The following is a 25,017-nucleotide window of genomic DNA, read 5'->3' as shown; positions in this document are numbered from 1 at the left end:
CCCCCATCGATAGCCGTCTGTTTTCCCTGCTTCTGCTAAGCCAGTGCTTGCAGCTGATTTATTGCCGGCAAATCAATAAGTCGGTTGGCAATCTTTGCTGCCAGAGCCTGGTTGTGGGTAATCGCAATCAGCCCCATCTGCCGCTCTTTAATTACCTTGAGCACCAAATGCCAGATTTGCGCCTGGGTAATCACATCCAGCATTGTGCTCATCTCATCGGCAATAAGCAGCCGGGTCTCAGGCCCCAAAGCCCGCACAACGCAAAAACGCTGCAGCTCGCCGCCGGACAGCTCGTTCGGCCAGCGCCCCAGCCATTCGGGTTTAATTCCCATAGCAGCAAGGATTGCCTGATCCGGTGCCCAGCCTTCATTGAGGGATTCGGCCATTTTCCAGCGGGGATTAACGGCTTTCTCCGGATGCTGATATACCAGTTGCACCGGACAATAGCCGGTTGCCGGCAGCGGCTTTCCCTGCCAGAGGACTTCCCCCTGGGTTGGCTGCAGGTAGCCGGAAATTATTTTGGACAGCGTGCTTTTCCCATAACCGCTGGGTCCCACCAAAGCGACCCGCTCACCGGCTTCCACACGAAAACTGACATTTTTGAGAATCCAGGGTCCGTTGCGGTAACGAAAACTAATATGGTTTACTTCAAGCGCCATGATTGCACCTCACAATCCCGCCCCGCAGCTTGCGCATAGGAATTTTTTCCTCGCAGGCTTTCCCTTTATGCGGGCAGCGCGGCCCAAACAGGCAGCCTGACGGAAGATTCTTCGGATAGGGCTGGAAGCCCGCAATGGGATGAAAACCGTTTTGGGGCAAAGCCTGAAACAGAGCCTTGGTATAGGGGTGCCGCAGGGCTTCACCGTTACCGCTAAAGTCAGAGGCCTTAGCCACCTCCACCGTTGTGCCGGCATAAAACACGGCAACCCTGTCGGCAATATGAAAAGCCAGGTCGATATCATGGGTGATCAAAATAACCCCTTTGCCCTGATCCGCAAATTCCCGGAAATTTTTAAGGGTTTCCAGGGCAATGGCGAGGTCGAGCCCCGGGGTCGGCTCGTCGGCAATAATCAGTTCCGCATCGGCCACCACAGCAGTAGACACCAGTACTCTCCGGGCCATGCCGCCGGACAGTTGAAACGGATACAGCCTGTCCACCTCAGGCCCGAGGCCATACCGCGCAAAGGCGGCCCGCTGAGCCGAGGCTGCGCCGTGCGGCCCCCGTACCTGCTCGCCGACCCGCATCAGTGGATCAAGGTAGGCGATCGACTGCGGCACCAGCGCGATTTTGCTGCCCCGCAGCTCGGCCTGCCTTTTTCCGGTCACAAGCTCGCCGTCATAAGCAATGCGGCCTGTGACTATGGAGTTTTCCGGCAGCAACCCAAGCACAGCATGGGCCAGCAAGCTTTTACCGGAACCGCTGGACCCGGCTATAGCCAGCATTTCCCCCCGGTGCACCTGAATACTCAGATCGGAAATTACCTGCAATTCCTGCTGCTCAAAAGCGGCATCATACATGCGGAAAGCAACAGACAGCTCGGCCACGTCAAGCAGCAAGTCGCCATTTTTATGTTGTGTCATTCTTACTGCCTCCTATTCATGCGCACTAAAAGGGTCAATCAGCATCTTCAGGTAGTCGCCAATTGTATCAAATAAGATAACGATCAACAGCAAGGCCAGACCGGGGAAAAAAGCCAGCCACCACATACCTGTCGCCAGATGTTTCATTGATTCCGCGAGGATAATGCCTATTGCCGGCATATCCAAAGGCAGCCCATACCCGAGAAAGGTAATCCCTGCTTCATGCAGAATAGCGTGAGGGAAAAGCAGAATTAACCCCACCACATATTGAGGAAAAACATGCGGCACAATGTGATCTTTGGCAATTGACCATTTGCTTTTGCCGAATTTCCGGGCAACCTGCACATAGTGAGCCGACCGGATCTGCATAACCTCGGCCCGTACCACCCTGGTTAAGTTTGGCCAGTGGGTTACTGCAACCCCAATAATAACGCCCTGGACACCGCCGCCAAGCATAATCGAAATCAGAATGAGCAGTATGAGGTGAGGCACTCCCATGCACAGGTCGATCAGCCAGTTAATAAATTGATCGGTTTTACCGCCAAAGGTAGCCGAAAGCACCCCCAGCACCAGGGCGATAATCGAGCTGATAAAAGCCGCTAACAAGCCGATCAGGATGCTGGTCGAAAGCCCTTTGACAGTCCGGTAGAACATATCCCGGCCTAAATAATCGGTGCCAAAAACATGCTCGGCCGAAGGGGCCAGACGCTTGGCGGAATAATCGGGGCCATAAGCAAGAGGGTCTATAAAAACGCCGGCAACCGTAACGGCCGTCAGCAAAAGCAGGGCGCCCGCCACGACCAGCGCCATCCGGGTTCTTTTATTGAGACACACGCTCCGGGGCTGAATCAGCACCGTAGACTCCCTAGCCATTTGTACCTCCTTCCCGGATTTGCGGGTCGACAATTCCATAGATTATATTGGCCATAAAGTTGCCGGCAAAAACAAATACCGCGCTAAATACAGCCACGCCCAGCAGCAGCGGCATATCGCCCTTGATACCGGCAGTCGTCGCCGCATTGCCCAGTCCCGGATAGGAAAATACCTTTTCTGCCAGGACAGAGCCGCCAAAAAGCTCGCTAAAAGAGGCAAACTGCAGCGTAATCGCCGGCAGCAGGATGTTGCGGATGCCGTGCCTGCCCACACTCCCCCACTGTTTTTCCCCCCTGGCCCTGGCAAATAGCACGTACTCGCTCTTCATTACATCGATAATCTTTTGCCTGGTATGCAGGGCAATGGGGGCTACCCCAGTAATGCTGAGCGTAAATGCCGGCAGGATTAAGTGGTACAGCCTGTCACCCAAGGTCACCGCGCTGGCGACTTTGCCGATAGGTGCGGCCAGCCCCAGCGGGAACCACTGCAGCTCGATCGCAAAGATCATTAAAATTAGCAGCCCCAGCCAGAAAACCGGCGTAGCGGTCAGGGTCAGGCAGAATGTTTTAATGACCCGGTCCAGCAAGCTGCCCCGGCGAACGCCGGCAACGACGCCAAGAATAAAACCGCTAATCCCGGAAAACACCCAGGCCAGCCCCATCAATGCCAGCGAGGCCTGAAACCGTTCGCCGATTATCTGGGCCACCGGCTGCCGGTAGGTGATTGACATGCCCATATCCCCTTCGAACAGATGCCTGACCCAGAGGAGGTAACGCTCTGCCGGCGACTTATCCAGCCCCCAGTAAACAATAATATTATTGCGTTGCTCCTCGGAGACACTTAGCTCGCCAATATAGGCATCAACAGGGTCAATCGGCGATAAAGCAAGCAGGATAAAACTAACCATACTAATCGCTATCAGCAGGGTAGACATCCGGAAAAAGGCCGCCCCCCAGTATGTTAAGGTGCCCTTACTCATCAGGTTCCTCCTTTTGCTCAGTCTGGGGCCGCTCTATTGCCACGACCATTCACTAAGGTTTTCCACTACGGGAATTCCCTGACTCCTTACATGCACCCTTTGCTGGCCGATATCCAGACCGTCTTTGACAAAGTAGGTAAGACGGCTATTGGCAATCCACAGATAGGGATAATCCTCTTTCATGCCTGTATTGCCGTCCCACTGGGCCAAACGCCAGTACTCGGCCGCTTGGTCCGCGCTGGTGGCAGCCAGTGCTTTGTCAATATACGCATCAACCTGAGGGTTGGCATAGGAGGAAGGATTGCCGATCACGCCCTTCCCCATTTGTGAGGAATGATAGTAGCGGTAAACGTCCATCGGATTATGGCTGCCGAATACCCAGCAGGTCGGTGTCGCCTGGGCAAGCCGGCATTCATTCCAGGGAGCGGCTTTGGGAATAATATTGATGCCAAGTTTTTTAGCTTCCGCGGCCACCGCAACCACCGTATTATACCTTTGCAGATCATTACTCCGCCCTGTAACCACAAATTCGGCCTTAAGCCCGTTTTTCTCCCTGATCCCGTCACCGTCAGTATCAATCCAGCCGGCAGCGGCAAGGATTTTTTCGGCTTCTTCCACCCGGTTATCAGCAAACGCAGCCTGCCCATTCCCCCAGGGGAGGGCTGTTGACCAGCCGTACGCCGGATCACCGATGCCATTAAATGCGTTTTGCACAATTACCTTCCGGTCGATACCAATGTTTAACGCCTTGCGAATAGCTAAGTCACTGGTAACATGATTCCCGATTACCTTTCCGTCCGCGGTCTTCGTTTCCGGCACCATCGGCAAATTGATCACCAGTCCGGATACGGTCTCCAGCTCGGCCAGCTTCATACCCGGCACTTGGGTTTTGGCGAATTCTGTTTCTACCAGGACGAGATCTAACTGTCCCGACTTCGCAGCGGCCAGTGCGGCCTCTTCATCCATTTTTAATATTGTTACTTTCTGCAAAACCGGCTTTTTTCCGTAGTAATGCTCATTGGGCACTAAAATCAGCTGTTGGTCCTTCTGAAATTGGGCCACTTTCCAGGGGCCGGAACCAACCGGGTTATCCGCGTATTTTTCATTATAGGCATGCTGGGGCACAATGCCGATAGTCGCGGTTGTTGACGTAAATACCGACCAGGGTTTGTTAAGGGTGAAACGAACCGTATAATCATCCACTGCCGCCGCCTCTTCCAGCATGGTCAGATCGGCGGGGGAGCCGCTGGCTTTGGCTTTCAGGTAAGCAAAAACCACATCCTTGGCCGTCAGCGGCCGGCCATCGGCAAATTTTACATCCTTGCGCAAGTGATAGGTATAGCTCAGGCCATCGGGGCTTACCTCGTAAGCTGTTGCCAAATCAGCCTCCAACTCGCTTTTTACATTATACTTCAACAGGGCGCTGTGAAAAATATCCGGTGCCCAAACACCATAACCGGCAACCGGGTCATAGCCTCCGGCTGTCATATTTACGCCCACCGAAATGACCACTTCATCCTTCTTTACTGCTCCTGTTGGTTTTGAGGATGAGCACCCTGTCGCAACTACCAGAACAAGAATAAGTAATAGGCCAATAATTTTTTTCATTCCGACTCCCCTTTTAACTAAATTGTTATTGCTAACCGCCGTTTGCCGCCTTTGCTGTTTGTATCCCGCCTCGGGTGGCAATCCCTGCGGGAATTTCACCTCTTCAAGACAGCAAAAAAGCCCTTCCGGAGTAAGGAAGGGCAGGATATCAGAAGCTGTAACAGGACGAAAAAACAGATCAATGCGCCAGCATAATCCCCTCCCTATCGCTCGTAGGTAAACGGTGATTGTTAAACAGGCAGTTCTCCTGGCTCTGGATCATAACCCCTTCGCGCCTTCCCAAAGCATATGCCTCAGTGACCTTCTTGCGAAGCTGTTCCCCATTACAGTGGCGGGACCGCGCCGGCTTTACACCGGTCTTCCCTATTAAGCCCTTACGGGCACCTATTTCATAACCTATTCAATTATTAACAACCTGCACAATGTGCTATCATGCCAAGAATAGCACTTTCTGTCACAGCTTGTCAATTATTTTTACGGCTACCAGGCTGCAAGGTGCGCTCAGCCTATAGCATTACTTACACCACGATTGCGTCTGTAAAAAGCATTTTGAAGTGCTTAAAAATAGTAGGCTATGTATTTTAAGGCATTAGCGAGATATTTCCACAAGTTTTCTTAACCCAGCATATATTTGACAATTGATCGCACATGAATTTGGGCTGTGTTCAAAATTTCTATAGGCAAGTCGCCGGCATGAACCATCAGCGGGAGTTCCGTACAGCCTAAAACAAGTCCGTTGGCCTGATGTTTCGTTATAAGTTTTTCTGCAATTTCCAACAGTTTTTTCTTATCCTCAGGCACGACGATTCCTTCTTCCAGTTTAGGAAAAATAATATTATGGATAGCCTCCTTTTCCTGTTCATTGGGAACAAATGCCTGCAGCCCATATTGGGGCAATTTTTCGGTATAAAGACCATTGGTCATGGTGAATTTTGTCCCCATTACAATGAGCCGGGTACATCCCTTTTCCTTAACATATTGACAGGTTGCCTCCACAATGCTGATCAGAGGCAGGGAGGACTGAGCCTGCAGCCGGTCAAAAACAATATGCGGTGTGTTTGACGCTATCGCAACAAAGTCGGCGCCCGCATTTTTCACATTTTTTACTGCTGCCAGCAGCATGGCAATCAACCCATCCCAATTCTCCGCAGCAACATAGCCCAGCATTTCTGTCATATTTATGCTGTCGATTACAAGGCCCGGATAGTTTCCGTCCTGTTTTGCGGCACGGTACCCTTCAATAATACCGCTATAATAGTCTAGCGTCGATGCCGGGCCGATTCCGCCAATAATCCCAACCTTTTTCATGCGCCTCGCCTGCCTCCTTAATTTTTAATCCTGTCTGGATTAGCAAAAATCACAACTAAGGGTTAACCCTATAGCTGACAAATACTTCCTGTGCTTTATTTAAATTTTAAAATAGCAAACCTGTTTCTATTTGTCAATCCTTACTTATATACTCAAGTGCCATATCTGTCATACCCCTGACAGGCCGCTGCGGCTTTGCTAGAACGATTATTAAGGATTCCATTGGGAGCCTGTACATAAAAAAACAGCTATCAGTTAGTAACTGATAGCTGTTTTTGTTAATATATGGCGGAGTGGCAGGGATTTGAACCCTGGCAGGCCTCACGACCTCTAACGATTTAGCAAACCGTCCTCTTCAGCCACTTGAGTACCACTCCGTATCTCGTACTTAACAGTTTGATTATAGCAAAAGCCTAATAGTAAGTCAATTATATAGATGTTCCTCACTACCGCTCGGAACTAAGCGATTCGCACAAGTTTCCGCGTCGCTCACGCTCCTAAAAACCCGACTCTCTGCTTATGGCGGAGGGGGTGGGATTCGAACCCACGGTCCCTTGCGGGATCACTGGTTTTCAAGACCAGCTCCATAAACCGCTCGGACACCCCTCCGTATCCGACACATTTAATATTATAACAAACGGCAATCTGCCTTGTCAACAAAACAGGCGCAGGTAAAATTTCTCTGTTAATTATGTTCTGCCCGGCAGGCAGTTTCCAGTTCCCGGACGATTTGCGGCAAATCCCGCAGCAGCTCAGCCAGTTCTTCTTCAGTCAGTTTTATATCTGTCAAGGCATCCTCCATTTTCTCCCCCCCTTTCCTGTCAGTCCTTGCGGTCACACTCAGCCTGTCCGTTTAATACATTAATACATAGAACCGGGAGTTTAGTAACATTCTATCATATAGAGATCTGACCCTATGCTAAGAAACGGTAAAAATCAGATTAATTTTTCATAAAAAGGTTGACTAATACCGTAAACAGAATTATATTCTTTATAGAGTTATCGAAAGATAATCAGTACAAATGTAAAAGTAGGTGAGATAGATGGATATAGACCGACCTGGCGGGCCGATTCTGACGATTTTAATTAAATACAGGGGAATATTCCATTTTTTTTCGCCGATGTTTGTCTGAGCGTACAGGATCATACTGTTTGCTAGCTCCTGCCCGTTGGCAACTCAGCCGAAAATTGTATTCCCCTCACTTAAGAAAGGGGGAGCAATCATGCTAAAAATTTATCGCAGTAACTGTACGCGTCTATTTGAATTAACACTGCAGACACTGGAAAAAGGTGCCTGGCTCAAACTCATAAATCCGACCCCGGAAGAACTTGAGCAAGTGGCGGCTGCTACCGGCAGCCCGCTGGATTTTCTTAAAGCGGCTTTGGATGAGGAAGAACGTTCCCGGATTGAGCTTGATGAAGATTCGATGCTGGTCATTACCAATATTCCTGTGACCCGTGGTCATGACAGTTACGACGCTCTGCCATTAGGCATTGTTCTGACACCTGAATTTATTATTACTGTCTGTCTGGAAGCCAATGATGTGCTGGCAGATTTTAATCCGGAAAATGCCCGGGCATTCAGTACTTTTAAAAAAACCCGTTTCCTTTTTCAAATTTTATACAAATCGGCGGCTTTATATCTCAAATACCTGAAACAGATTAACCGCCGTACCGATGAAATTGAGCGCTATTTACGGCGTTCGATGCAAAACAAGGAAATATTTCAGCTGCTGGAACTGCAAAAGGGCTTAACCTATTTTGCCGCCTCCTTGCGGTCTAACGGCATTGTTTTGGAAAAACTGCTCAGACTTCGTTCCACCAGTCAGGTGCAGCATCTTATTAAGATCTATGAAGAGGACGAGGATCTGTTGGAAGATGTTATTATCGAAAACAAGCAGGCCATTGAGATGGTTGAGATGTACAGCCGTATTATGAGTGGCATGATGGACACCTTTACCTCCATCATTTCCAACAACCTGAACCGCGTTATGAAATTCCTGGCTTCTATGACCATTATCCTGGCAATCCCCACCATGGTGGCCAGTTTTATGGGCATGAATGTCGATATACCGCTGGGCGAGAGCCCGGGTGGCTTTTCATTTACACTGCTGTTTGCCGGAGCAGTCACCGCCTTAAGTGCTTTTGGCCTATGGCGAAAAGATATGTTTTAATTAGACCATGCAGGTAAAGACCGGGGGAAAACCTCCGGTCTTTTTTATCCTGATAGACAGTCATGCCGTACAACGGCACCATCAAAGAATGAAAAATGCTATTTTTCAAGGTAGAAAGGTTAGTTTTCCCTGGATAAAGGCAACATCGGCTTGCGCTGTCGCTAAGGCTCGGCGCAAGCCGTGTTTTCTGTATGCCACAGGGGACCTACTGGATATTTTTGCTGATCGGCGGGCAGAGGGCAGGAAATCAGTGCTGCTACGCGAAATACTAAAATCATGAAAAATTGGAGAGGACTGGTTATCTGTGTCAACAAAGAATCCCTTCGCCTTAGTACTTATTCTTTTGACAGCAACTATACATAGGCCTCTAAACCCCTGACCAGAAAACTGGAGAAAGTAAGTGCTATTCAGCCGAATAGCACCGGCATCACCAGAACGGCATTCAGTCTGTCATGAAATACTAATCCAGAGGAGGATATCCCATGTTTAAAAGAACGTTAATCTGCTTCACACTCTGCGCACTGCTTATTGCCGGCTTACCGCTAGCAGCCGGGGCGGCAACCGCAAGTACATCGGTCCCCGCCATTGATCAGCTGGGAGTCAGCGGTTCCATCAACTGGGCTGAAGGTTTTGTTGAGGCGACCGGCACCGGCGTACCTTCGAGTATCGCCAAGTCCCCGGCCCAAGCCCGCCTGATGGCCAGGCGCGCAGCCATTGTCGATGCCCAGCGCAACCTGCTGGAAAGTATCGAGGGGGTAAGGATCACAGCCAAAACTACGGTGCAAAACTTAGAAACAACCGATGATACGATAAGGACCCAGGTGACCGGCATTGTCAAAGGAGCGAAAATCGTCAATGAACAACAATTGCTTGACGGCACCTACCAGGTAACGCTGCGTATTAATCTCTATGGCAGCGGCAGCCTGGCCGAGGTTATTGTCGATGCTACCAAACCGGTTACCCCCGTCCCCCTGCCGTCACCCTCTCCCTCCTACGCCCCGGTTGCCTTGCCGGTATATACGGGCTTAGTTATCGACGTAAGCGGTCTGTCGCTGGAACGGGCGATGTCCCCGGTAATCTTTGATGACAACGGCCGCGCCGTCTACGGCCACACCAATATTATTCCTGAATATATCGTGTCGCAGGGGATGGTCGATTACATGTGCACGCCGGAAGATATCCGCGCCGTTGAGCTGGGCCAGTCCCGCGCCGGTACCGTCCCCATTACGGTCAAAGCCATTGGCCTTCGCGATCATAATGTAAATATCATTATTAGCCAGGCTGACGCGGACCGGATACTGGCCGCGAACGCCCAGAGCAACTTCCTCCAGAAAGCAATGGTTTGTGTACGGCAGTAATGGTAAAAAGGGTTGTGCGGAATTCATGCGCACAACCCTTTTTTTGCCTGTTAGCCCCGGGCCGTTACACTGACTGCCTGGCCTAAGCCAAAGGCATACAGGATCTGCTCCTTTACCGGGCGCCCAAAGATCCGTTCCACAGCGGTGCTGTACATGCTGAGCTGCACGGCATATTTAGCGGCCAGCTCGTCCGGTGCCGCCACCCGGTCAGTCTTGTAATCAACAAGTACCAGGCCGTCATCCTCAGCAAACAGGCAGTCAATCACCCCTTGTACAAAAATCTGCTCACCGCAGCCATTTAATTCAGGAAAAAATTTTTCCGCCGGCAGCATCAGGCTAAAAGGCAGTTCACGCCACACCTGCGGCGACTGTAGGAGCCGCTGGCCCAAACCGGAGGCAAAGAAAGCGGCGATCCCGGCGGTATCAACTGCCTGAGCCTGGCCGGGCAGCAAAATCTGGCAATCCTCCAGCTGCCGGACCTGGGCAGCAATGGCAGCTGCCGTACATGGCCCCGCCAGGGAAACATGCTGCATGACGGTGTGCATCATAACCCCGTATTCCACGGCAGTCAGGCCTGACGCAGCCTGAAGAAACCGCGGGCGGGTATGAACCTCTGCCGGCAGAAACAGCTGCTCGGCTTCGTTTTCCTCCAGCTCAACCAATTCCAGCCGCCGCTTGATTTCAGATACAGCCAGCTTGGCCGGTCTGCCGGCAGCGGCGGCACAACCGTACTCCCAGTTGAGGATCTTATCAACCCAGCCGGTGCCATCCCCACCGGCAACCGGAGCTAATTGGCGAACCGCCGCCAACAGTACGTCATCGGCCGCAGCCGACTGCGCCGGCTGTTTGATATCACCAGGCCGGAAAATTTTCACTTCCCACCAGGCTGGGTGCCGGGCCAGTTCATTCGCCGGTGCTTCAGGGCAGCCGGCATACTCTCTGATCGCCGCACCGTCGGCATGCCGGGCTACAGCCATCCCAATCCACTCCAGATAGCTTTTGGCCTTGATGACCTGGCTGGCCGGGAGGGTAATCGCCGGTTCGCCCACATTCCGGCACCAGGCAGCGCATTTCTGCGCAAGCTTCCTGGCCGAGCCGACCAGGATCAGCTTTTCCCGGGCCCGCGTCAGGGCAACATAAAGAATTCTCAGCTCTTCGGCTTTTGTCTCCAGCTCAAGCTTATGCTGAATCCCCCAGCGAGCCGGTGTCGGATAGCGGAACCGAAGCTCCGGCAGTGTGACATACGGGCCAACGCCCAGTTCTTTGTGACACAATACCAGGGCTGTCGTATCCTGCAGATTAATACTTTTGCCAGCATCGGCGACAATGACCACCGGGAACTCAAGCCCTTTGCTCTTATGGATACTCATGACCCGGACAACATCTTCGCTCTCCCCCAGGGCCCGCGCCACGGATAAGTCAGACTTCTTTTCCTTTAATCGCTCAATAAACCGCAGAAAACGGAACAAGCCGCGAAAATTAGTTGTTTCATACTGGCGGGCGCGGTCATAAAGAGCCCGCAGATTGGCCTGGCGCAGCCCCCCGCCAGGCATGCCGCCCACATAATCATAGTAACCGGTATCACGGAAAATACTCCAGATTAAGTCGGCAACCCCTTTGCGCCGGGCCAGGCTGCGCCAGGCAGTTATTCGTTCGGTTAGCAGTATTACCTTGTCGGAGGCTGCACCGGCAGTACCGGCAGCTACCACCGCATCCCAGAGGCTGCCTTCAGGCTTGATCAGACGCAGCCCGGCCAGCTCCGCCCCGGTCAGACCGGCCAGCGGCGATCTCAGCACTGCCGCCAGGGGAATATCCTGGTGCGGATTATCAATAACCTGCAGCAGGGCCAGCATAATGGTAATCTCGGTCTCGGCAAAATAACCGGCCGCAAGCTCGGCATAACAGGGAATGCCGTTTTGCCGCAGGATATCCTGCAAAATCTGGGCCTTACCCTGAACAGAGCGCAACAAAATGACAATATCCCGGTAACATAGCGGCCGGTAACCGCCACTGTGTTTATCAAATACGTGGCAGCCGCTGGTCAGCAGTTGCTGGATACGGCCGGCAATCAGTACTGCCTCCTGCTCAAAAGACCCCAGTTCCTCCTCCGCCAGCAGGCTCGCGGCAGCCTCAGGCCCGCCTTCCTCCTCCGGTCCCGGGCCGCCGTCGTTTGCCTGCGAGTCCTCATCATCAGCACCGTCACTGTCAATTATGATAAATTCGGCCGGGCCTAGCAAACAAGGCAGGTCTGTCGCCGGATATTCCGGGCCGGGATTAAGCTGCTCTGCCGGACCGTAATCAAGCTCAGCCGTCCGCCTCGTCATCAACTGACAAAACAAAAAGTTGGCGGCATGCAGCACACCGGCCCGGCTGCGGAAGTTCCGGCTGAGGTCAATGCGCCGGCAGCCAGCCTCCCCGCCGCTTTGATAGCGGTGGTACTTATCCATAAACAGCTCCGGTTCGGCCAGCCGGAAGCGGTAAATACTCTGCTTGACATCCCCCACCATAAAGAGATTGGGGCGCTCATCACTGGCAACAAGGCGGATAATTTCTTCCTGTACCTTATTGGTATCCTGATACTCGTCAACCATGATCTCACTAAATCTGGCTCTCAGGCCTTTCGCCACAGCCGACGGGATGCAGGCCTCCGGTCCGGCGTCCCGATCGCGCAGCACCGCCAGGCACAGGTGTTCCAGATCATTAAAGTCAACTACGCCTTTGCCCCGTTTGGCGGCTGTATAGCCGGCGGCAAACCGGCTAACCAGCTTGACCAGGGCTGCAACCAGCGGGGCAACCTGGCGCAAATCGTCGCTAAGCTCGCTGCCGCTGCGCTCAAAATAGGCAGCCTTGGCATCAGTCACCCGCTTTTTCGCCTTGTTGCGCTGACTTTGAAAATAATCCTTAACCGCTCTGGGCACATCCTTTCCCACCGGCGCAATCCGCGGAAAGCTGAGCGCCGCCATAGCCGGCGCCAGCTCCGACCAGGACTTGCCGGCAGCGAGCAGAAGGTTGTCAATAATAAGAATATCTTCCGCGAAGGTGGCCGCATAAGCGGCCGGGTTGCCCGGCTGTGCCGCCTGGGCCATAAGCGCCGTCAGCAACTGCCGGGCCTCCTCCCAGTCCAGCATCAGTTTGTCCCGCACCAAAGCCGACCAGGGAGTAGCATCAAAATCAGTTTCCGGCGGCAGGGCAAACGCAGCCGGCAATCCGGCCAGCCAGTATTCCGGCCAGGGATGGCTCTGCGAAAAATTGTACAGCCTGAGCACAAGCCCGGCCAGCGAGTTGTCGCCATCTTCATCGCCATAATGCTCAATCAGTTCTAAAAACCCAGGCTCAGCCTGCGTATATCCCTCCTCAAACACCGCCTCAAGCACATCACTTTTGATTAACGTAACCTCAGTCTCGTTTGCGATCCGAAAATTAGGTTCGATATCCAGCAGGTAAAAATACTGGCGGACAAGACTCTGGCAAAAGGCATGCAGGGTAGAAATACTGGCCGAGTTCAGCAATACCAGCTGCCGTTCCAGATGGCGCTTCAGTTCGGGATCTGTTAAGCCCGGATCGGCGATTGCGGCCCCTAAGGCTTCGCCCACCCGGCCGCGCATCTCACTGGCGGCAGCATTGGTAAAGGTAACAACAAGTAAACGATCCACACTCAACCGTTCGTCCGGATCGATAATGCGCCGGATAATCCGCTCGACCAGCACCCAGGTCTTGCCTGATCCGGCCGCGGCGGCAACTAACAGGTTGTGATCGCGTGTTTCAATAGCGGCGAGCTGTTCAGGGGAGCATTGCATCACTTTGGCCTCCTTGCCGCTGGCGCAGTTCGTTCATGATGGTCTGATCATCCAGCTGCGGCAGCAGCAGATAGTCATTTTCCGGCAAATTTCTGTCAAACTGGCAGACCGGCCGGAAGGCACAATAACCGCACGGGGTCGTTTTTGCCAGGCGGTAGGGCCTTATCGCCGTTTCCCCGGCCAGAATCGCCGCTGCCACAGCCACCAGTTCCTGCTCAACATGAGCCAGTAACAGGGTAAATTCCTCCCCGGTCTTGAGTTTGTCCAGGCAGCTTTCATAGAAACCGTTCTTGCCTACAGCAATCTTAAAAAACTCGGACCAGCCATTTAAGGACTCATCCAGCAGTCCGGCCAGGTTGACATCAGCCAGCAGCCAGCCCGGCATTTTGAGTTTGCCGTTGATCTCTTTTTCAATTTGCTCGGTGCTTTTCAGCGTTGCGCCTGACACCACCGGATTCTTCAAAAAATAATACAGAACCCCGGCCGGCAGACAGGCGTTGGCGCCCGGTCTCCTGCTGACGGCCACCAGGAGATAGGTCAAAAGCTGCAGCTTAAGGCCGTAATATACCTCTGCCAGGCTAAGCCAGGCCCCGCCGGATTTATAATCAATGACAAGCGCATAGGGCTGCCCTTCCAGCACGCCTTCGTCCAGCCGGTCAATCTGCCCGGCTACTTCCAACGTTCCGGCCGGCAAGGGAAAGGTCAACGGCGGCAAGGCACCCGGCCCGCGCCCGAAGGACTGTTCCAGCGCCAGCGGCTTAAATTTGCTTACCCGGGCCCAGGCTACCAGCCGGCTGATGGACCGGACAGCCCGCCGGGTCAGCCTTGTGACTAAATGGGCATGCTGTTTGCTGCTCAACAGGATCTCATTTTGCAGTTTAGGCGCCAGCGCGGCCACAATACCGGTGCACAGCTCGCTGATCTGGCTTGGGGTCACATCGCCCCACGCCTGCCTGGTTTCTGCCAGTTTATCGCCAAACGCTTTAATGACAGCATGCAGAAACTGGCCTAGATCAGGGGCTTTAAGCTGATAAACAGCCCGCTCCTTTAACCCCAGGCCATACTGGGCAAAATGCTTAAACGGACAGGCCCGAAAGGCCTCAAACCGGGTGACACTGCCTTGCAGCACGTCATTTTTCAGGTACAGCCGGCCGGGAAGACTGGGCGGCAGCCGCTCGATCTGATTATAATGAAACAGACCACCCAGGGCGGCAGCCAACTGGGGACGCAGACCGGTTTTGGCCAGCGCCCAGTTATAGACCTCCCACCAGGCAGGACTGATCCGGCCTGTCTGCTTGTACAGCCTGAGGGCGCAGGCCAGCGCCGCCAACGCCCGGTCAGCTCTGGCCAGATATTGCGCCTCCTGCCCGGGCGGCGGCTCAACCGGCAAAGTCCGGACTTTATTGCCGGTAATGTCTTTAAGCCTGCGCACAATGGGTGACGGCCCCTGGGCCTTGCCCTCCGTATCGGCCAGGGAATAACTCACCCACAGCCAGCTGCTGGCCCGGGTTAAGGCCGTATAGACCAAGAACTGCTCGGCAAAAGTATCAGCAGCGGCACCGCCGCCAAGCTCCAACCCCAGCTTGGTCAACAAAGCCCGTTCATTGTCAGTCAGGAGTCCTTCCTCCCGCCGCCGGCGCGGCAGCGCGCCGTCGCTTGCCCCCGGCACAAAGGCCGCTTTGATGTGAAGCCGCCTGGTTCGTTCCAGCGCGGCAATCGTTACATAGTCAAGACTGGGTGGAATCAGACTGAGCCGGGTCCCTTCCAGCCCCTCGCCGATAATCGCCGCAAAATCCTCCAGGGTTAACGGCTGCTCCGCAAACGTATCCACAATCTGATCAAGCAGTTCGATCACTTTGGCCCATATTTGCCGGTGTTCACGGGCCTGTTCCAGGTCCCCGGCCTGTTCGGCGGCAGCAGCCCAGGCCGCCAGCGTGTCAGGGACCTGGAGGCCTGTCAACAGCTCATAAACCGCCTGCGCCAGTTCCACTGGCGGCACCCCCTGACGCCCAGCCGGCATCAGCCTGCCGGCAAACTGTATCAACTCGGCCGTACTCTGGCGGCGGATACGATTAATCTGTTCCAGATACGCCTGCTCGGGCTCGCTTAACTCATCGCCGGCCCATTCGTCCTCTGCCAGCGAATAACGGCGGCGAAACGTCCAGGCTTCCGGGTTCGTCCAGCGCGACCCGCGAATGCCAAACTGCAGGCAGTAATTTTCCAAGCTATCAACCTCATCCCGGGTTACGGGCAGTAAATCGGTTTTGAGGCAGCGGAATACCGGTTCATAGCTCCATTTTTCCAGCACAAGCTCAATGGCTGACCGCATAAGCTCAGCCAGGGGATGGTGCACGGCCGGCCGGCTGCCGTCACTGAAAAACGGTATGTCATAATCAGCCAGCACGGTCGACATCAATTCCACATAACTGTCTGTGTCCCGGACCAAAACCGCCATATCCCGCCACCGCAGGCCTTCTTCCCGGCTTAGTCTGATCATTTCACAGGCAATGGCCTCAGCCTCAATCCGCCGGTTAGCGGCCTCCGCCAATACAAAACCGGTACCGTTATCGCCGGCATCCGCTGCCACGGCCTTATACCCGCCAAAAGAATTCCGTTCAATAGCTGCTAACGGCCTTTTGGCAAACCGGTGCGGTCTGGTTAATTCCTGCTGCCAAACAGGCACCTTCAGTTTTGCGGCCATTGTTTTTAATTTTTCATAGGTTTGCCATTGACGGTGAAACAACGCTTCCTCCCGGGTGTTAAAGGGATTGTCCGGCTGATCCAGACAAAGGGTAACGGTAATACTTGCCGCCGCTTGCAGCAAAGCCTCCAGGACCGCATATTCCTGAGGCGTAAACCAGCTGAAGCCGTCAATCCAGACCTCAGCCTGGGCTAAAAGCCCCGAATCGGAAATTTTTTCAGCCAAGAGGTTTAGAACATCCTCGGGGTCGATATACCGTTCGGCCAGAAAATCTTCAAACCCCTGATACAGGAGAGCCACATCGTGAAGCTTGGCGGCAAGCGCCGGACTTTCCATTCGCTCCTGCGCCGCTGCCGCCAGCATGGCCGGGCTGATTTTATAAGCCTTACATTCTTTAACCAGGCCTTCAATAGTTACGGCAAAGCTCTTTTCGGCCGCCGCCCGGGTAAGCAATCTTAGGCTGGCTTTATGCTCCATTAGCAGGCGGCGAAAGACCATCCGCTTGCCGAGTTCGGATATATGGGGTCTGACAGCGCCCCCGGTCTCATTCAGCACCCGGTGGGCCAGCCGGCGAAATCCCAGAACATGGGCACGAACAAACCCGGTAGCAGGGCAGGCAGAGGCCAGGGCCCGCTCGACCTCATAGGTAGCCTGCTCGGGAACAATAAAAATAAGCGGCCGGCCATCAGGCGATTCGGCCAGCCGGGATAAAATATCGTCAAAACACTGCCAGGTCTTGCCATAGCCGGCCCGGCCCAGGATTAGTTTAAGAGTCAAACGCTGTTCCCCCCTAAGCGCTTTACGATAAGCTCGCAAAACCTTGCCGTAAGCTCCGGATCAAACTGACTGCCGGCCTGCAGCCTGAGTTCGGCAAGGGCCGCCTCAGGCGGCAGGGCTTTCCGGTATGGCCTGTCACTGGTCATCGCATCATAGGCATCAACAATGGCTAAAATCCGGCATTCCAGTGGAATCTCCTCGCCTTTCAAGCCAATCGGATAACCATGGCCGTTCCACCATTCATGGTGTTTTAAGATAAAATCGGAAATAGGAATCAGATCGGAAATCGACTGGGCGATCCGATACCCGATATCGGCGTGCCGTTGTACCTCCAGGTGCTCTTCCGGCGTTAGCAGGCCTGGCTTAAACAGGAGCCGGTCCGGTATCCCCACTTTCCCGATATCATGGAACTGAGCCAGCAGTTTAATATCATTGGTACGCCGCTCGGATAAATTGAGGGCTGCAGCCAGCTCTGCCGCCCAAGCCTGCAGCCGGTCACCATGGCCCTCGGTAATAAAATCGCGAATCTCCAGGGCTTTCAATAAGGCCTTCACAATCGCCGTGCGGGTATTACGGCTCCGGTGCAGTTTTTCCCGGTACATATTATCATCAGCTTCCCGGAACAGTTCATTCATAGTACCGGTCCCCACCGCACTGCCATCACTGACGGCAAACCCCAGCGACATACTGAGCGGCAGCTCCAGATGCCCGGCATTATATGCATCTACGGCCCTGCGTATCCGGCTGCAAATGGAACCGGCCCGCTTATTGTCCGTATCGGGTAGTAAAATTGCGAATTCATCGCCGCCAATCCTGGCAACAATATCACCGGACCGGACACTGGCTTTGATGACGTCGGCGGCGGCATCCAGCAGCAAATCGCCCTGCTCATGCCCTAAGGTATCGTTGATCAGTTTAAGCCCGTCCACATCACATAAAATAATGGCAACAGGCTTATTGCCGGCACGCTCAATCCGTCCCATTTCCCGCTTAAAAAAGGTCCGGTTGTATAACCCCGTAAGGGCATCGTGATAACTCATATACCTTAGCTTTTTCTCAATCTTCCTGCGACCGGCCAGTTCCTGCTGCAAGGCGGTATATAGGGTTGCATTGGTGAGAGCGATAGATGCCAGATCGGCAAACCGGCTGAGTACAACAGCCTCCTCCCGGCCAAATACGCGGGGTTCGGTGTAAGCCAGGCCAATAATGCCCACCAGGTCACCACCGGCCTTGAGCGGCATTCCCATTACGGCCCTGAGCTCATTGTATTCAGGTTCCTGCCTGCGGTGGCGCCAGGTGGCATAATCATTAATAATACAGGTTTCACCCTGCAGCAGGACCTGCCCCATAACGCCATCGCCGGGCGTAATTCCCATGCCCAGGCAGCGGGTAAAAAAACCGGCAGTGACCTTAAGGGTAAAGCGGCCCGAAGCCTCATCCAGCAGGGCAATATAACCGTTCTTGGTGCCAACAAGGTCCCCAGCCCGGCTCACCATACTTTCCAGCAATTCCTGGATATCAAGATGGTTCATTAAAGCCATCGCGGTATTATGAAGTGACGTTAGATAGGCGTTCAGACGGTATATATCAAGCATATATCATCCCTGCCTTTCCCAAGGTTCCTGTCTTGACAGAATCTGCAATATAATTTCGCCGCTGTCAAACCGCTTTCCTGCTGGTTATAATTGTAAAATCATCCGCCCTTATACATTAGTCTCAGTACACTGGCCATTTGTTCAGCAGTGACCGCTACGGGGTTAACACGGGTAGACCCTTGCAGGCAGTTACTGACCAAGCCTTCAAAATCAGCTTCAAAAGCGCAGCGGCTGACGCCGGCTTGCTCCAGGCCTGCAGGAATCTTCAGGTCTTGATTCAGGTCTCTGACAGCGTTAATAAACCCACTGCTGCCCATGCGGCCGACGGTCCGGGCCAATTCACCTAACCGGGCAGCCACGGCAGGATTGCGGGCATTAAACGCCAGGGCATAAGGCAGCACAATGGCGTTTAGCAGCCCGTGCCCGAGGTCAAACTTGCCGCCCAGGGCATGGGAGATGCCATGGGCCATCCCCAGGCCGGTATTATCAAAGGCTAAACCGGCCATACACTGGTAATGATGCACTTTTTCCCGGCTCTCAAGCGTACCGGCATGATAAGAAACAGGCAGCCAGGCAAACAGGCCGGCCACCGCCCCTTTGGCAAGCACTTCCGTGAAATCGTCCAGACCAGCATTCATATAACACTCGACAGCATGGGTAAGGGCATCCAGGCCGGTCTCGGCAACAATATTAGCAGGCATCGTCATAGTAATATCAGCGTCAAGGATGGCCCAGTCGGGAATAAATGCCGGCGTCTTCAGACCCACCTTTAACTGAAGTTCACGGAAGGTAATCACCGCAGCTTTGGTAACCTCCGTCCCCGTTCCGGACGTAGAGGGGATCGCAATAAACTTCAGGTTTTTGCGGCCAGGCGGCAATTGGCCGGCCGCAGCTTTGGCAAAGTCCAATTCCGGATATTCATAAAACAAGCCCATCACCTTGGCGGCATCAATCGGTGAACCGCCGCCAACGGCAAGCAACAGGTCAGGAGCGAACGCCCGCATTTTCTCCAGCCCCCTAAGCACAGCCTGGGTGTCGGGATTTTTGCCAATACCGCCATAGACGCAGGTAGCACAGCCGGCCGCGGCCAGAATTGTTTCAATCCGGGCAATAACACCGCTCTTTTGCATTGCCTGGCCGCCGGTTACAATGAAAGCCCGGCCTGATTGCACTGATTTTAACTCGGCAATTGAACCGGCGCCGGTGAAAATGACCTGGCCACCCAACAGTAGCTTTTTCATGCAGTTATCTCCTCCTCACAGTTCTTAGGGGCCTTATCCGCTAAGCCGATACCGGAAAGTATGAGCTTTCTTATTTTTATAGGTATTGGACAAAAACGGAACAATACCTGCCAGAAAAAGAAAAAGCTGCACCAGCGGCTTAGGCTGATACAGCTAGATTGATGCTTATTGCGGCTTCCTGCCGAACCACTTTTCGTAGATTTTGGCATACTCGCCATTTTGCTTGATATCCTCTAAGGCTTTATTAATCTTACCGGCCAGTTCGGTGTTTTTCTTGGCAACAGCCACACCATACTCTTCGGCGCTGAGGACCTCGCCTACCAGTTTAGCGTCTTTACTGCCGCCCTTAGCCAAATAAAACTCATTGACAGGCAGATCGTTGACAACAGCATCAGCGCCGCCGGCCTTTAATTCCAGGTAGGCTTCCGAGGCACTGTTGAATTCACGGACCTTGGCATCGGTAATTTTTTTGGCTGCTTCCGCGCCGGTAGTGCCGATCTGCACGGCAATCCGTTTGCCTTCCAGGTCTTTAAAGGCTGTAATGTCATTATTGTCGGCTTTCACAACAATTGATAAACCGGATTTGTAATAAGGGTTAGAGAAGCTGACTTTTTGCGCCCGTTCAGCGGTAATAGTCATCGCTGATGCGATAACGTCAATCTGTCCGCTCTCCAGCGCAGGGATCAGACCGTCAAACGCGGTGTTAACAATCTGTACCTCCACGCCCATCTGTTTTCCAATCGCTTTCATCAGATCCACGTCAAACCCAACATAATCCTTGCTTTGTTCGTCCTGGAATTCAAACGGCGGGAAAGTCGCCTCAGCCCCAACCTTAAGGACTTTAGCTGCCGCCGGCTGAGCCTGCTGGCTGCCGCCGCAGCCGGCTAAGCCTACAGTCAGTACAAACAGGGCCAGAACAATAAATGTAAGCCATTTTTTTGACATAATATGTGCGTACCCCTCTCCTCTGCATAATCTATTCATAATTATACTTAACTTTTAAATAGCAGCCAAGCAGCGCCAACAACTGAATTTATAAGAAAAGCAGGCTTTCTCTCCAATAAACGCCTGCCTCATCCTTTTTCCTAATATTCATGCCAAATTTTTGCCACTATCGTCCTGCCACCGTGGGCATTATCATTCCGGCAAGTGAGTGGAACACGCCAGGAGCCGCGCCAGCTCCTGATAATAAGCCAACTGCTCGGCAAACACAATCCGCGTTAAACCACTGGGAGACGGCACAACAAAATCGATTACTCCTGCCACCGTCTGCACCGGCTGCTGCCCGCATTTGATCTTTGCCCGCCCGGCAAGCGCCTTATATACTCCCACCCCCGCAAAGCAGGCGATCCGTGGACTGTACCTACGGAGCTTTGCTGTCAGAATTTCCTTCCCCGCCTGATATTCGGCTCTGGTAATCTCGGCGGCCGCCCGGCTGGGACGGGCTACGATATTGGTGATCCCCAGGCCTACAGCCAGCAAATTCCGGTCTTCTTCAGGCCGGAACTGGCAGGGCGTAAGGCCGGCCGCGGCTAGCAGCTTCCAGAACTTATTTGAATAACCGGCAAAGTGATGCCCTGTTGCGGCTGATCTGAGGCCGGGATTAAAGCCGATAAATAAAATGTTCAGGTTGTAGTCAATAATATCAGGAACCTGCTGCATGACAACCTCCGCCATTTGCTATGCTTCTCCCCGCTTGAGTGTAAATAGGCTAACCTCTGCCGGACAGCCGATTCTCAGCGGCATCCAATGGCCGGTGCCGACGCTGACATATCCGTAGGAGCCCTGCTGCCGGAACATCCCCCGCATGTAGCGATACTGTACCGGCAGCAGGGAAACGCCAAAAACCGATACCTGACCGCCATGGGTATGGCCGGCTAACGACAGCGGTACCTTAGCCGCAAAAGCGTTGTCAAAAAAATCGGGATGGTGGGCCAGCAGGACGGTAAAGGCCTCTGGCGGTATGGACCGAACAGCCTGAGCAAAAAAATCCTGCCGTTTCGCTTCCTGCTCTGCTTTGTTTCTGCCCCAGGGATAATCCACACCAGCCAGATATAACCCGCCGCCTACTGCCTGGCTGCGGTTTTCCAGCACCGTGACCGGGCTGGCATACAAAGCCTTACGAATGCGGCCAATATCCCGGAAGTATTCGTGATTGCCCAGGCAGTAGAACATACCGTGCGGCAGTTCAGAATGAAAAGCGGTCAGCCGCGCCATTGTCGGCGACAGCAAATCCAGATCGTCCACCAAATCGCCGGTAATTGTCAATAGCTGCGGCTTTTCCTGCTTAACCATGGCCAGTACCCGATCCAGCTTATCCATGCCAAAAAATGAACCAATATGAGTATCACTGATTTGAGCTATGGAATAGCCGTCAAGCGCCGGCGGCAATTGCGGGAAAGACAGGGTATACCGGTGAACAACAATATTTGTATCCCCGCCAACGACGCCATACGCAGTAACCGCCAGCGGCAGGGCCGGAACCACAGCCACGGCCCCCTGTAAAAACTGCCGGCGGGTTAACCCGCCCCCGGCCGCTACTCCTCCCGCTGCCGGTTCTGTCGCTGTTTGTCCGGTTTGCCGGCGGCTAAACCGCCTTGCCAGCAGCCTGACAACATAGCCGGCCAGCAGTACCCCGAGCATGAACAACAGTCCAAACAGCCATACATACGCCGCGTAAGCGGCATACCGGGCCCATTCGCCGGCAGGGCGCAGCCAGCGGCCGCTGCCAAGAATCGCGAATGATAGGATGGTGGCCAGCCAGTAACCATACCTAACCGCCTTGCCGGCATAAACAGGGTGCCATTTAGGCAGAATTCGGACCCCCAGCCAGGTCAGCCCGCCAAAAAGCGCCAGTATGAACAAGATTCCATAGAGTGCCGGACCATGCTGCATATTAGCCTCCTTATAACCCTTATCCGTATCTCCTAATTATCTCCGTAAAATACCTTTAGTATAGTAGATCTTAGCGAAAAAAAAAAGCTCTATATCCAGCAGTCAAAAATGATAGATAAAAACAAAGAAACCGTATACAAAATTACCGGTTTCTTCTATAACTTATTGTTTTTTTGTTAATAAGGGCATATTTTTTTAGGCAAAAACATACGGCATATAGTACAGTGCTCACTTTTGAAGCTGTACTCTGAAAGGAGGTGAGGGATTACCATGGCGGTTATAACCAACACCTGCAATACGACCTGCAACACTACCAGCTCCACCACTAATCCGGACACCAATACCACCGACAGTACCACTACTACCACTAATACCACGACCAGCACGACCAGCGACAATATTTCAATAATCAATACCCTGTTAGCTGACATCAATGCTGTTATCCCCAACTATTCCTCACTTGTTGCTTCCTACCGGCTGCTGGTCGGCGCCTCGGAGGAAATTCAGCGTACTCCCGGAGTACCGTTTGAAATCTTTGAGCGGTCCGTAATCCGTTATGACCGGGCAGGCACTCTGATCGATATGCTGAATGAACTGCTATGCTGCAAAATTGCCTTCAGCAGTGAACTGCTCAGCATTACCTGCGCGCCCATTGATATAGTAAAGCTTGTGACTGATTGCCTCTCGTCCGCTGCCGATGACCAGTGCGCTACCGCCGAGCAGATCGTTGTGCTGGAAGCCCTTCGCCAAACACTGTTCAACCGCTGCCGCACCACCTCCTGTTTTGGTCCCCCGCCGACAGGAATTACCCCCGAACCGCCCGCCAAGCCGGCCCAGACGGAGCTGCCGCCTGGTGATGTCCTTAGCGACCTGGAAACAACGCAGGAGCTGGAAACAGAAGCCACCCCTGTTGCCCCGCCAATACCCCGGCCCCAAAGCCCCTTAACCCGCAAGCACATCTAGTACTGGCGCCAGGCTGCGCAGCAAGGTGCAGCACCGTCACCTAATCCGTCAGCAGGCCTGCCCGCTTATACAGACTGTAAAAATGGTGCGTAGGCCCCACACCTTTGCCAACAGACAAGGAATGTTCAATCGCCAGGGTTATGTATTCTTTGGCCGCCTTTACCGCGGCCGCTACAGGCAAACCGCGGCCGATGTTGGCCGCTATAGCGGAGGAAAGCGTACAACCTGTGCCATGGGTATTCCTGGTGTTAATCCGCCGGGACGGCAAATACACTGGCTGGCTGCCGGCCAGTAAGACATCTGTGGCATCACCGCTCAGGTGCCCGCCCTTGAGCAGCACACTCTGGGGTCCCAGGGCAAAGATCTCCCGGGCGGCGGCTTCCATATCGGCAAGGGTTGTGATGGAGCGACCGGTAATTACCTCTGCTTCCGGTATATTGGGGGTCACAATGGCCGCCAGCGGCAGCAAATGCTCAACCAGCGTACTCTCTGCCGCCGGCTGCAGCAAATGATAGCCGCTTTTTGATATCATAACCGGATCGACGACAATATTTTTAGCGTTATATTCCCTTAGCTTGTCTGCAATCACTTGTATGGTCTCAACTTGCGATACCATGCCAATTTTAACGGCCGCCACCTCAATATCATCAAAAATTGCTTCAAGCTGCCGGGCGATAATATCTGGCGTAACATCCTGAACCGCAAATACCCCCTGGGTATTTTGCGCAGTGATCGCGGTAATGACGCTCATCCCATATACCCCATGGGCGGCAAAAGTTTTAAGGTCGGCCTGGATACCGGCCCCGCCGCTGGAATCGGAACCGGCAATTGTTAACACATTTTTCATATCCTCACCTCACAATTAGAAAAACTTGGCTTGGGCCAGTCCGCCGGGATGCCGGCAGAAGCCGCCCGTGCCCTTTAGGGTATAGATTCTTCTTACCCCTTAGATCATAGTCTGATGGGGTAAAAATAGGCACAGGTAATCCGTGCAGGAATACCTGTGCCCTCAGTTGATGGCAGCAATTAGCTTCCCTACGCTGGCATTATCCAGAATCAGGTTAAAGAGTCAAAGATATCAAAGGATCTTAATCTCAGCTGGCCTCTCCAGCGCCCCTAGCCCATACCTTATAAAATTGTTTAAATTTTAACATATTTTACCTAAAA

At 53.3% G+C, this 25,017-nt stretch carries 17 protein-coding genes, 2 tRNA genes and 2 riboswitches; of the genes, 3 read left to right on the top strand and 16 right to left on the bottom strand.

Annotated elements, in window-relative coordinates:
• Nucleotides 1-35: 35 nt before the first annotated feature.
• From ACZ481_RS01175 to ACZ481_RS01140, 8 genes are all read right to left on the bottom strand, one after another.
• Nucleotides 36-659: an ABC transporter ATP-binding protein gene (locus ACZ481_RS01175; protein WP_464768378.1), complete on the bottom strand. Its 624-nt coding sequence runs from the start codon at nucleotides 657-659 to the stop codon at nucleotides 36-38.
• Complete coding sequence (locus ACZ481_RS01170; protein WP_464768377.1) at nucleotides 649-1,581, bottom strand: ABC transporter ATP-binding protein; 933 nt, start codon at nucleotides 1,579-1,581, stop codon at nucleotides 649-651. Before ACZ481_RS01170 ends, ACZ481_RS01175 begins: the two co-directional genes overlap by 11 nt.
• A 12-nt stretch (nucleotides 1,582-1,593) precedes the next feature.
• Nucleotides 1,594-2,454, bottom strand: coding sequence for an ABC transporter permease (locus tag ACZ481_RS01165; protein ID WP_464768376.1), 861 nt, complete (start codon nucleotides 2,452-2,454; stop codon nucleotides 1,594-1,596).
• Complete coding sequence (locus ACZ481_RS01160; RefSeq protein ID WP_464768375.1) at nucleotides 2,447-3,433, bottom strand: ABC transporter permease; 987 nt, start codon at nucleotides 3,431-3,433, stop codon at nucleotides 2,447-2,449. Before ACZ481_RS01160 ends, ACZ481_RS01165 begins: the two co-directional genes overlap by 8 nt.
• 33 nt (nucleotides 3,434-3,466) lie before the next feature.
• Entirely contained in the window at nucleotides 3,467-5,041 is a 1,575-nt protein-coding gene (locus tag ACZ481_RS01155; protein ID WP_464768374.1) for an ABC transporter substrate-binding protein, read from the bottom strand.
• A gap of 220 nt (nucleotides 5,042-5,261) precedes the next feature.
• A riboswitch (cobalamin riboswitch) is annotated at nucleotides 5,262-5,444 on the bottom strand.
• Nucleotides 5,445-5,656: 212 nt separating this feature from the next.
• Nucleotides 5,657-6,349, bottom strand: a complete 693-nt coding sequence (locus ACZ481_RS01150) for an aspartate/glutamate racemase family protein (protein WP_464768373.1) — start codon at nucleotides 6,347-6,349, stop codon at nucleotides 5,657-5,659.
• A gap of 286 nt (nucleotides 6,350-6,635) precedes the next feature.
• A tRNA-Ser gene (locus tag ACZ481_RS01145) sits at nucleotides 6,636-6,726 on the bottom strand.
• Between the two features lie 143 nt (nucleotides 6,727-6,869).
• A tRNA-Ser gene (locus ACZ481_RS01140) sits at nucleotides 6,870-6,958 on the bottom strand.
• A 614-nt stretch (nucleotides 6,959-7,572) separates the two neighbouring features.
• On the opposite strand from ACZ481_RS01140, the gene ACZ481_RS01135 reads away from it, so the two are divergent.
• The gene (locus ACZ481_RS01135; RefSeq protein WP_464768372.1) at nucleotides 7,573-8,523 is read left to right on the top strand and encodes a magnesium transporter CorA family protein; all 951 of its coding nucleotides are present in this window, start codon (nucleotides 7,573-7,575) and stop codon (nucleotides 8,521-8,523) included.
• A gap of 482 nt (nucleotides 8,524-9,005) precedes the next feature.
• Nucleotides 9,006-9,881 carry an LPP20 family lipoprotein gene (locus tag ACZ481_RS01130; protein ID WP_464768371.1) on the top strand — a complete coding sequence of 292 codons (876 nt, stop codon included), beginning with the start codon at nucleotides 9,006-9,008 and terminating at the stop codon, nucleotides 9,879-9,881.
• A gap of 50 nt (nucleotides 9,882-9,931) precedes the next feature.
• Here ACZ481_RS01130 and addA read toward each other — a convergent pair whose 3' ends face one another.
• The 7 genes from addA to ACZ481_RS01095 all read right to left on the bottom strand — a co-directional run bounded on the left by addA (nucleotide 9,932) and on the right by ACZ481_RS01095 (nucleotide 22,887).
• A complete protein-coding gene (addA, locus tag ACZ481_RS01125; protein ID WP_464770553.1) occupies nucleotides 9,932-13,678 on the bottom strand; it encodes a helicase-exonuclease AddAB subunit AddA in 3,747 nt (1,248 codons plus the stop codon).
• A complete protein-coding gene (gene addB, locus ACZ481_RS01120; RefSeq protein WP_464768370.1) occupies nucleotides 13,662-17,156 on the bottom strand; it encodes a helicase-exonuclease AddAB subunit AddB in 3,495 nt (1,164 codons plus the stop codon). Before addB ends, addA begins: the two co-directional genes overlap by 17 nt.
• Nucleotides 17,153-18,751 carry a sensor domain-containing diguanylate cyclase/phosphohydrolase gene (locus ACZ481_RS01115; protein ID WP_464768369.1) on the bottom strand — a complete coding sequence of 533 codons (1,599 nt, stop codon included), beginning with the start codon at nucleotides 18,749-18,751 and terminating at the stop codon, nucleotides 17,153-17,155. The genes addB and ACZ481_RS01115 overlap by 4 nt, the downstream gene beginning before the upstream one ends.
• Nucleotides 18,752-18,849: 98 nt before the next feature.
• Nucleotides 18,850-19,992, bottom strand: a complete 1,143-nt coding sequence (locus ACZ481_RS01110; RefSeq protein ID WP_464768368.1) for an iron-containing alcohol dehydrogenase — start codon at nucleotides 19,990-19,992, stop codon at nucleotides 18,850-18,852.
• A 165-nt stretch (nucleotides 19,993-20,157) separates the two neighbouring features.
• Complete coding sequence (locus ACZ481_RS01105; RefSeq protein ID WP_464768367.1) at nucleotides 20,158-20,937, bottom strand: basic amino acid ABC transporter substrate-binding protein; 780 nt, start codon at nucleotides 20,935-20,937, stop codon at nucleotides 20,158-20,160.
• Nucleotides 20,938-21,129: 192 nt separating this feature from the next.
• Nucleotides 21,130-21,669 (bottom strand): mismatch-specific DNA-glycosylase, encoded by a 540-nt coding sequence (locus ACZ481_RS01100; protein WP_464768366.1) that lies wholly within the window; start codon nucleotides 21,667-21,669, stop codon nucleotides 21,130-21,132.
• A 3-nt stretch (nucleotides 21,670-21,672) separates the two neighbouring features.
• Nucleotides 21,673-22,887 (bottom strand): metallophosphoesterase, encoded by a 1,215-nt coding sequence (locus ACZ481_RS01095; RefSeq protein ID WP_464768365.1) that lies wholly within the window; start codon nucleotides 22,885-22,887, stop codon nucleotides 21,673-21,675.
• Between the two features lie 270 nt (nucleotides 22,888-23,157).
• Here ACZ481_RS01095 and ACZ481_RS01090 point away from each other — a divergent pair, with 270 nt between their 5' ends.
• Nucleotides 23,158-23,850 carry a hypothetical protein gene (locus ACZ481_RS01090; protein ID WP_464768364.1) on the top strand — a complete coding sequence of 231 codons (693 nt, stop codon included), beginning with the start codon at nucleotides 23,158-23,160 and terminating at the stop codon, nucleotides 23,848-23,850.
• A gap of 40 nt (nucleotides 23,851-23,890) precedes the next feature.
• On the opposite strand, the gene thiD is transcribed toward ACZ481_RS01090, so the two are convergent.
• Nucleotides 23,891-24,697 carry a bifunctional hydroxymethylpyrimidine kinase/phosphomethylpyrimidine kinase gene (gene thiD / locus ACZ481_RS01085; RefSeq protein WP_464768363.1) on the bottom strand — a complete coding sequence of 269 codons (807 nt, stop codon included), beginning with the start codon at nucleotides 24,695-24,697 and terminating at the stop codon, nucleotides 23,891-23,893.
• Nucleotides 24,698-24,865: 168 nt separating this feature from the next.
• Nucleotides 24,866-24,978, bottom strand: a riboswitch (TPP riboswitch).
• Nucleotides 24,979-25,017: the final 39 nt, after the last annotated feature.

This window comes from Sporomusa intestinalis, assembly GCF_055383785.1.
The sequence above is the reverse complement of the archived record's forward strand: the minus strand, read 5'-3'. Positions and strand labels throughout refer to the sequence as shown.

Bases quoted from the DNA above. Each gene is read 5' to 3' on its own strand.
- ACZ481_RS01175 (WP_464768378.1), bottom strand. From the start codon at position 659: ATGGCGCTTGAAGTAAACCATATTAGTTTTCGTTACCGCAACGGACCC.
- ACZ481_RS01170 (WP_464768377.1), bottom strand. From the start codon at position 1,581: ATGACACAACATAAAAATGGCGACTTGCTGCTTGACGTGGCCGAGCTG.
- ACZ481_RS01165 (WP_464768376.1), bottom strand. From the start codon at position 2,454: ATGGCTAGGGAGTCTACGGTGCTGATTCAGCCCCGGAGCGTGTGTCTC.
- ACZ481_RS01160 (WP_464768375.1), bottom strand. From the start codon at position 3,433: ATGAGTAAGGGCACCTTAACATACTGGGGGGCGGCCTTTTTCCGGATG.
- ACZ481_RS01155 (WP_464768374.1), bottom strand. From the start codon at position 5,041: ATGAAAAAAATTATTGGCCTATTACTTATTCTTGTTCTGGTAGTTGCG.
- ACZ481_RS01150 (WP_464768373.1), bottom strand. From the start codon at position 6,349: ATGAAAAAGGTTGGGATTATTGGCGGAATCGGCCCGGCATCGACGCTA.
- ACZ481_RS01135 (WP_464768372.1), top strand. From the start codon at position 7,573: ATGCTAAAAATTTATCGCAGTAACTGTACGCGTCTATTTGAATTAACA.
- ACZ481_RS01130 (WP_464768371.1), top strand. From the start codon at position 9,006: ATGTTTAAAAGAACGTTAATCTGCTTCACACTCTGCGCACTGCTTATT.
- addA (WP_464770553.1), bottom strand. From the start codon at position 13,678: ATGCAATGCTCCCCTGAACAGCTCGCCGCTATTGAAACACGCGATCAC.
- ACZ481_RS01115 (WP_464768369.1), bottom strand. From the start codon at position 18,751: ATGCTTGATATATACCGTCTGAACGCCTATCTAACGTCACTTCATAAT.
- ACZ481_RS01110 (WP_464768368.1), bottom strand. From the start codon at position 19,992: ATGAAAAAGCTACTGTTGGGTGGCCAGGTCATTTTCACCGGCGCCGGT.
- ACZ481_RS01105 (WP_464768367.1), bottom strand. From the start codon at position 20,937: ATGTCAAAAAAATGGCTTACATTTATTGTTCTGGCCCTGTTTGTACTG.
- ACZ481_RS01100 (WP_464768366.1), bottom strand. From the start codon at position 21,669: ATGGCGGAGGTTGTCATGCAGCAGGTTCCTGATATTATTGACTACAAC.
- ACZ481_RS01095 (WP_464768365.1), bottom strand. From the start codon at position 22,887: ATGCAGCATGGTCCGGCACTCTATGGAATCTTGTTCATACTGGCGCTT.
- ACZ481_RS01090 (WP_464768364.1), top strand. From the start codon at position 23,158: ATGGCGGTTATAACCAACACCTGCAATACGACCTGCAACACTACCAGC.
- thiD (WP_464768363.1), bottom strand. From the start codon at position 24,697: ATGAAAAATGTGTTAACAATTGCCGGTTCCGATTCCAGCGGCGGGGCC.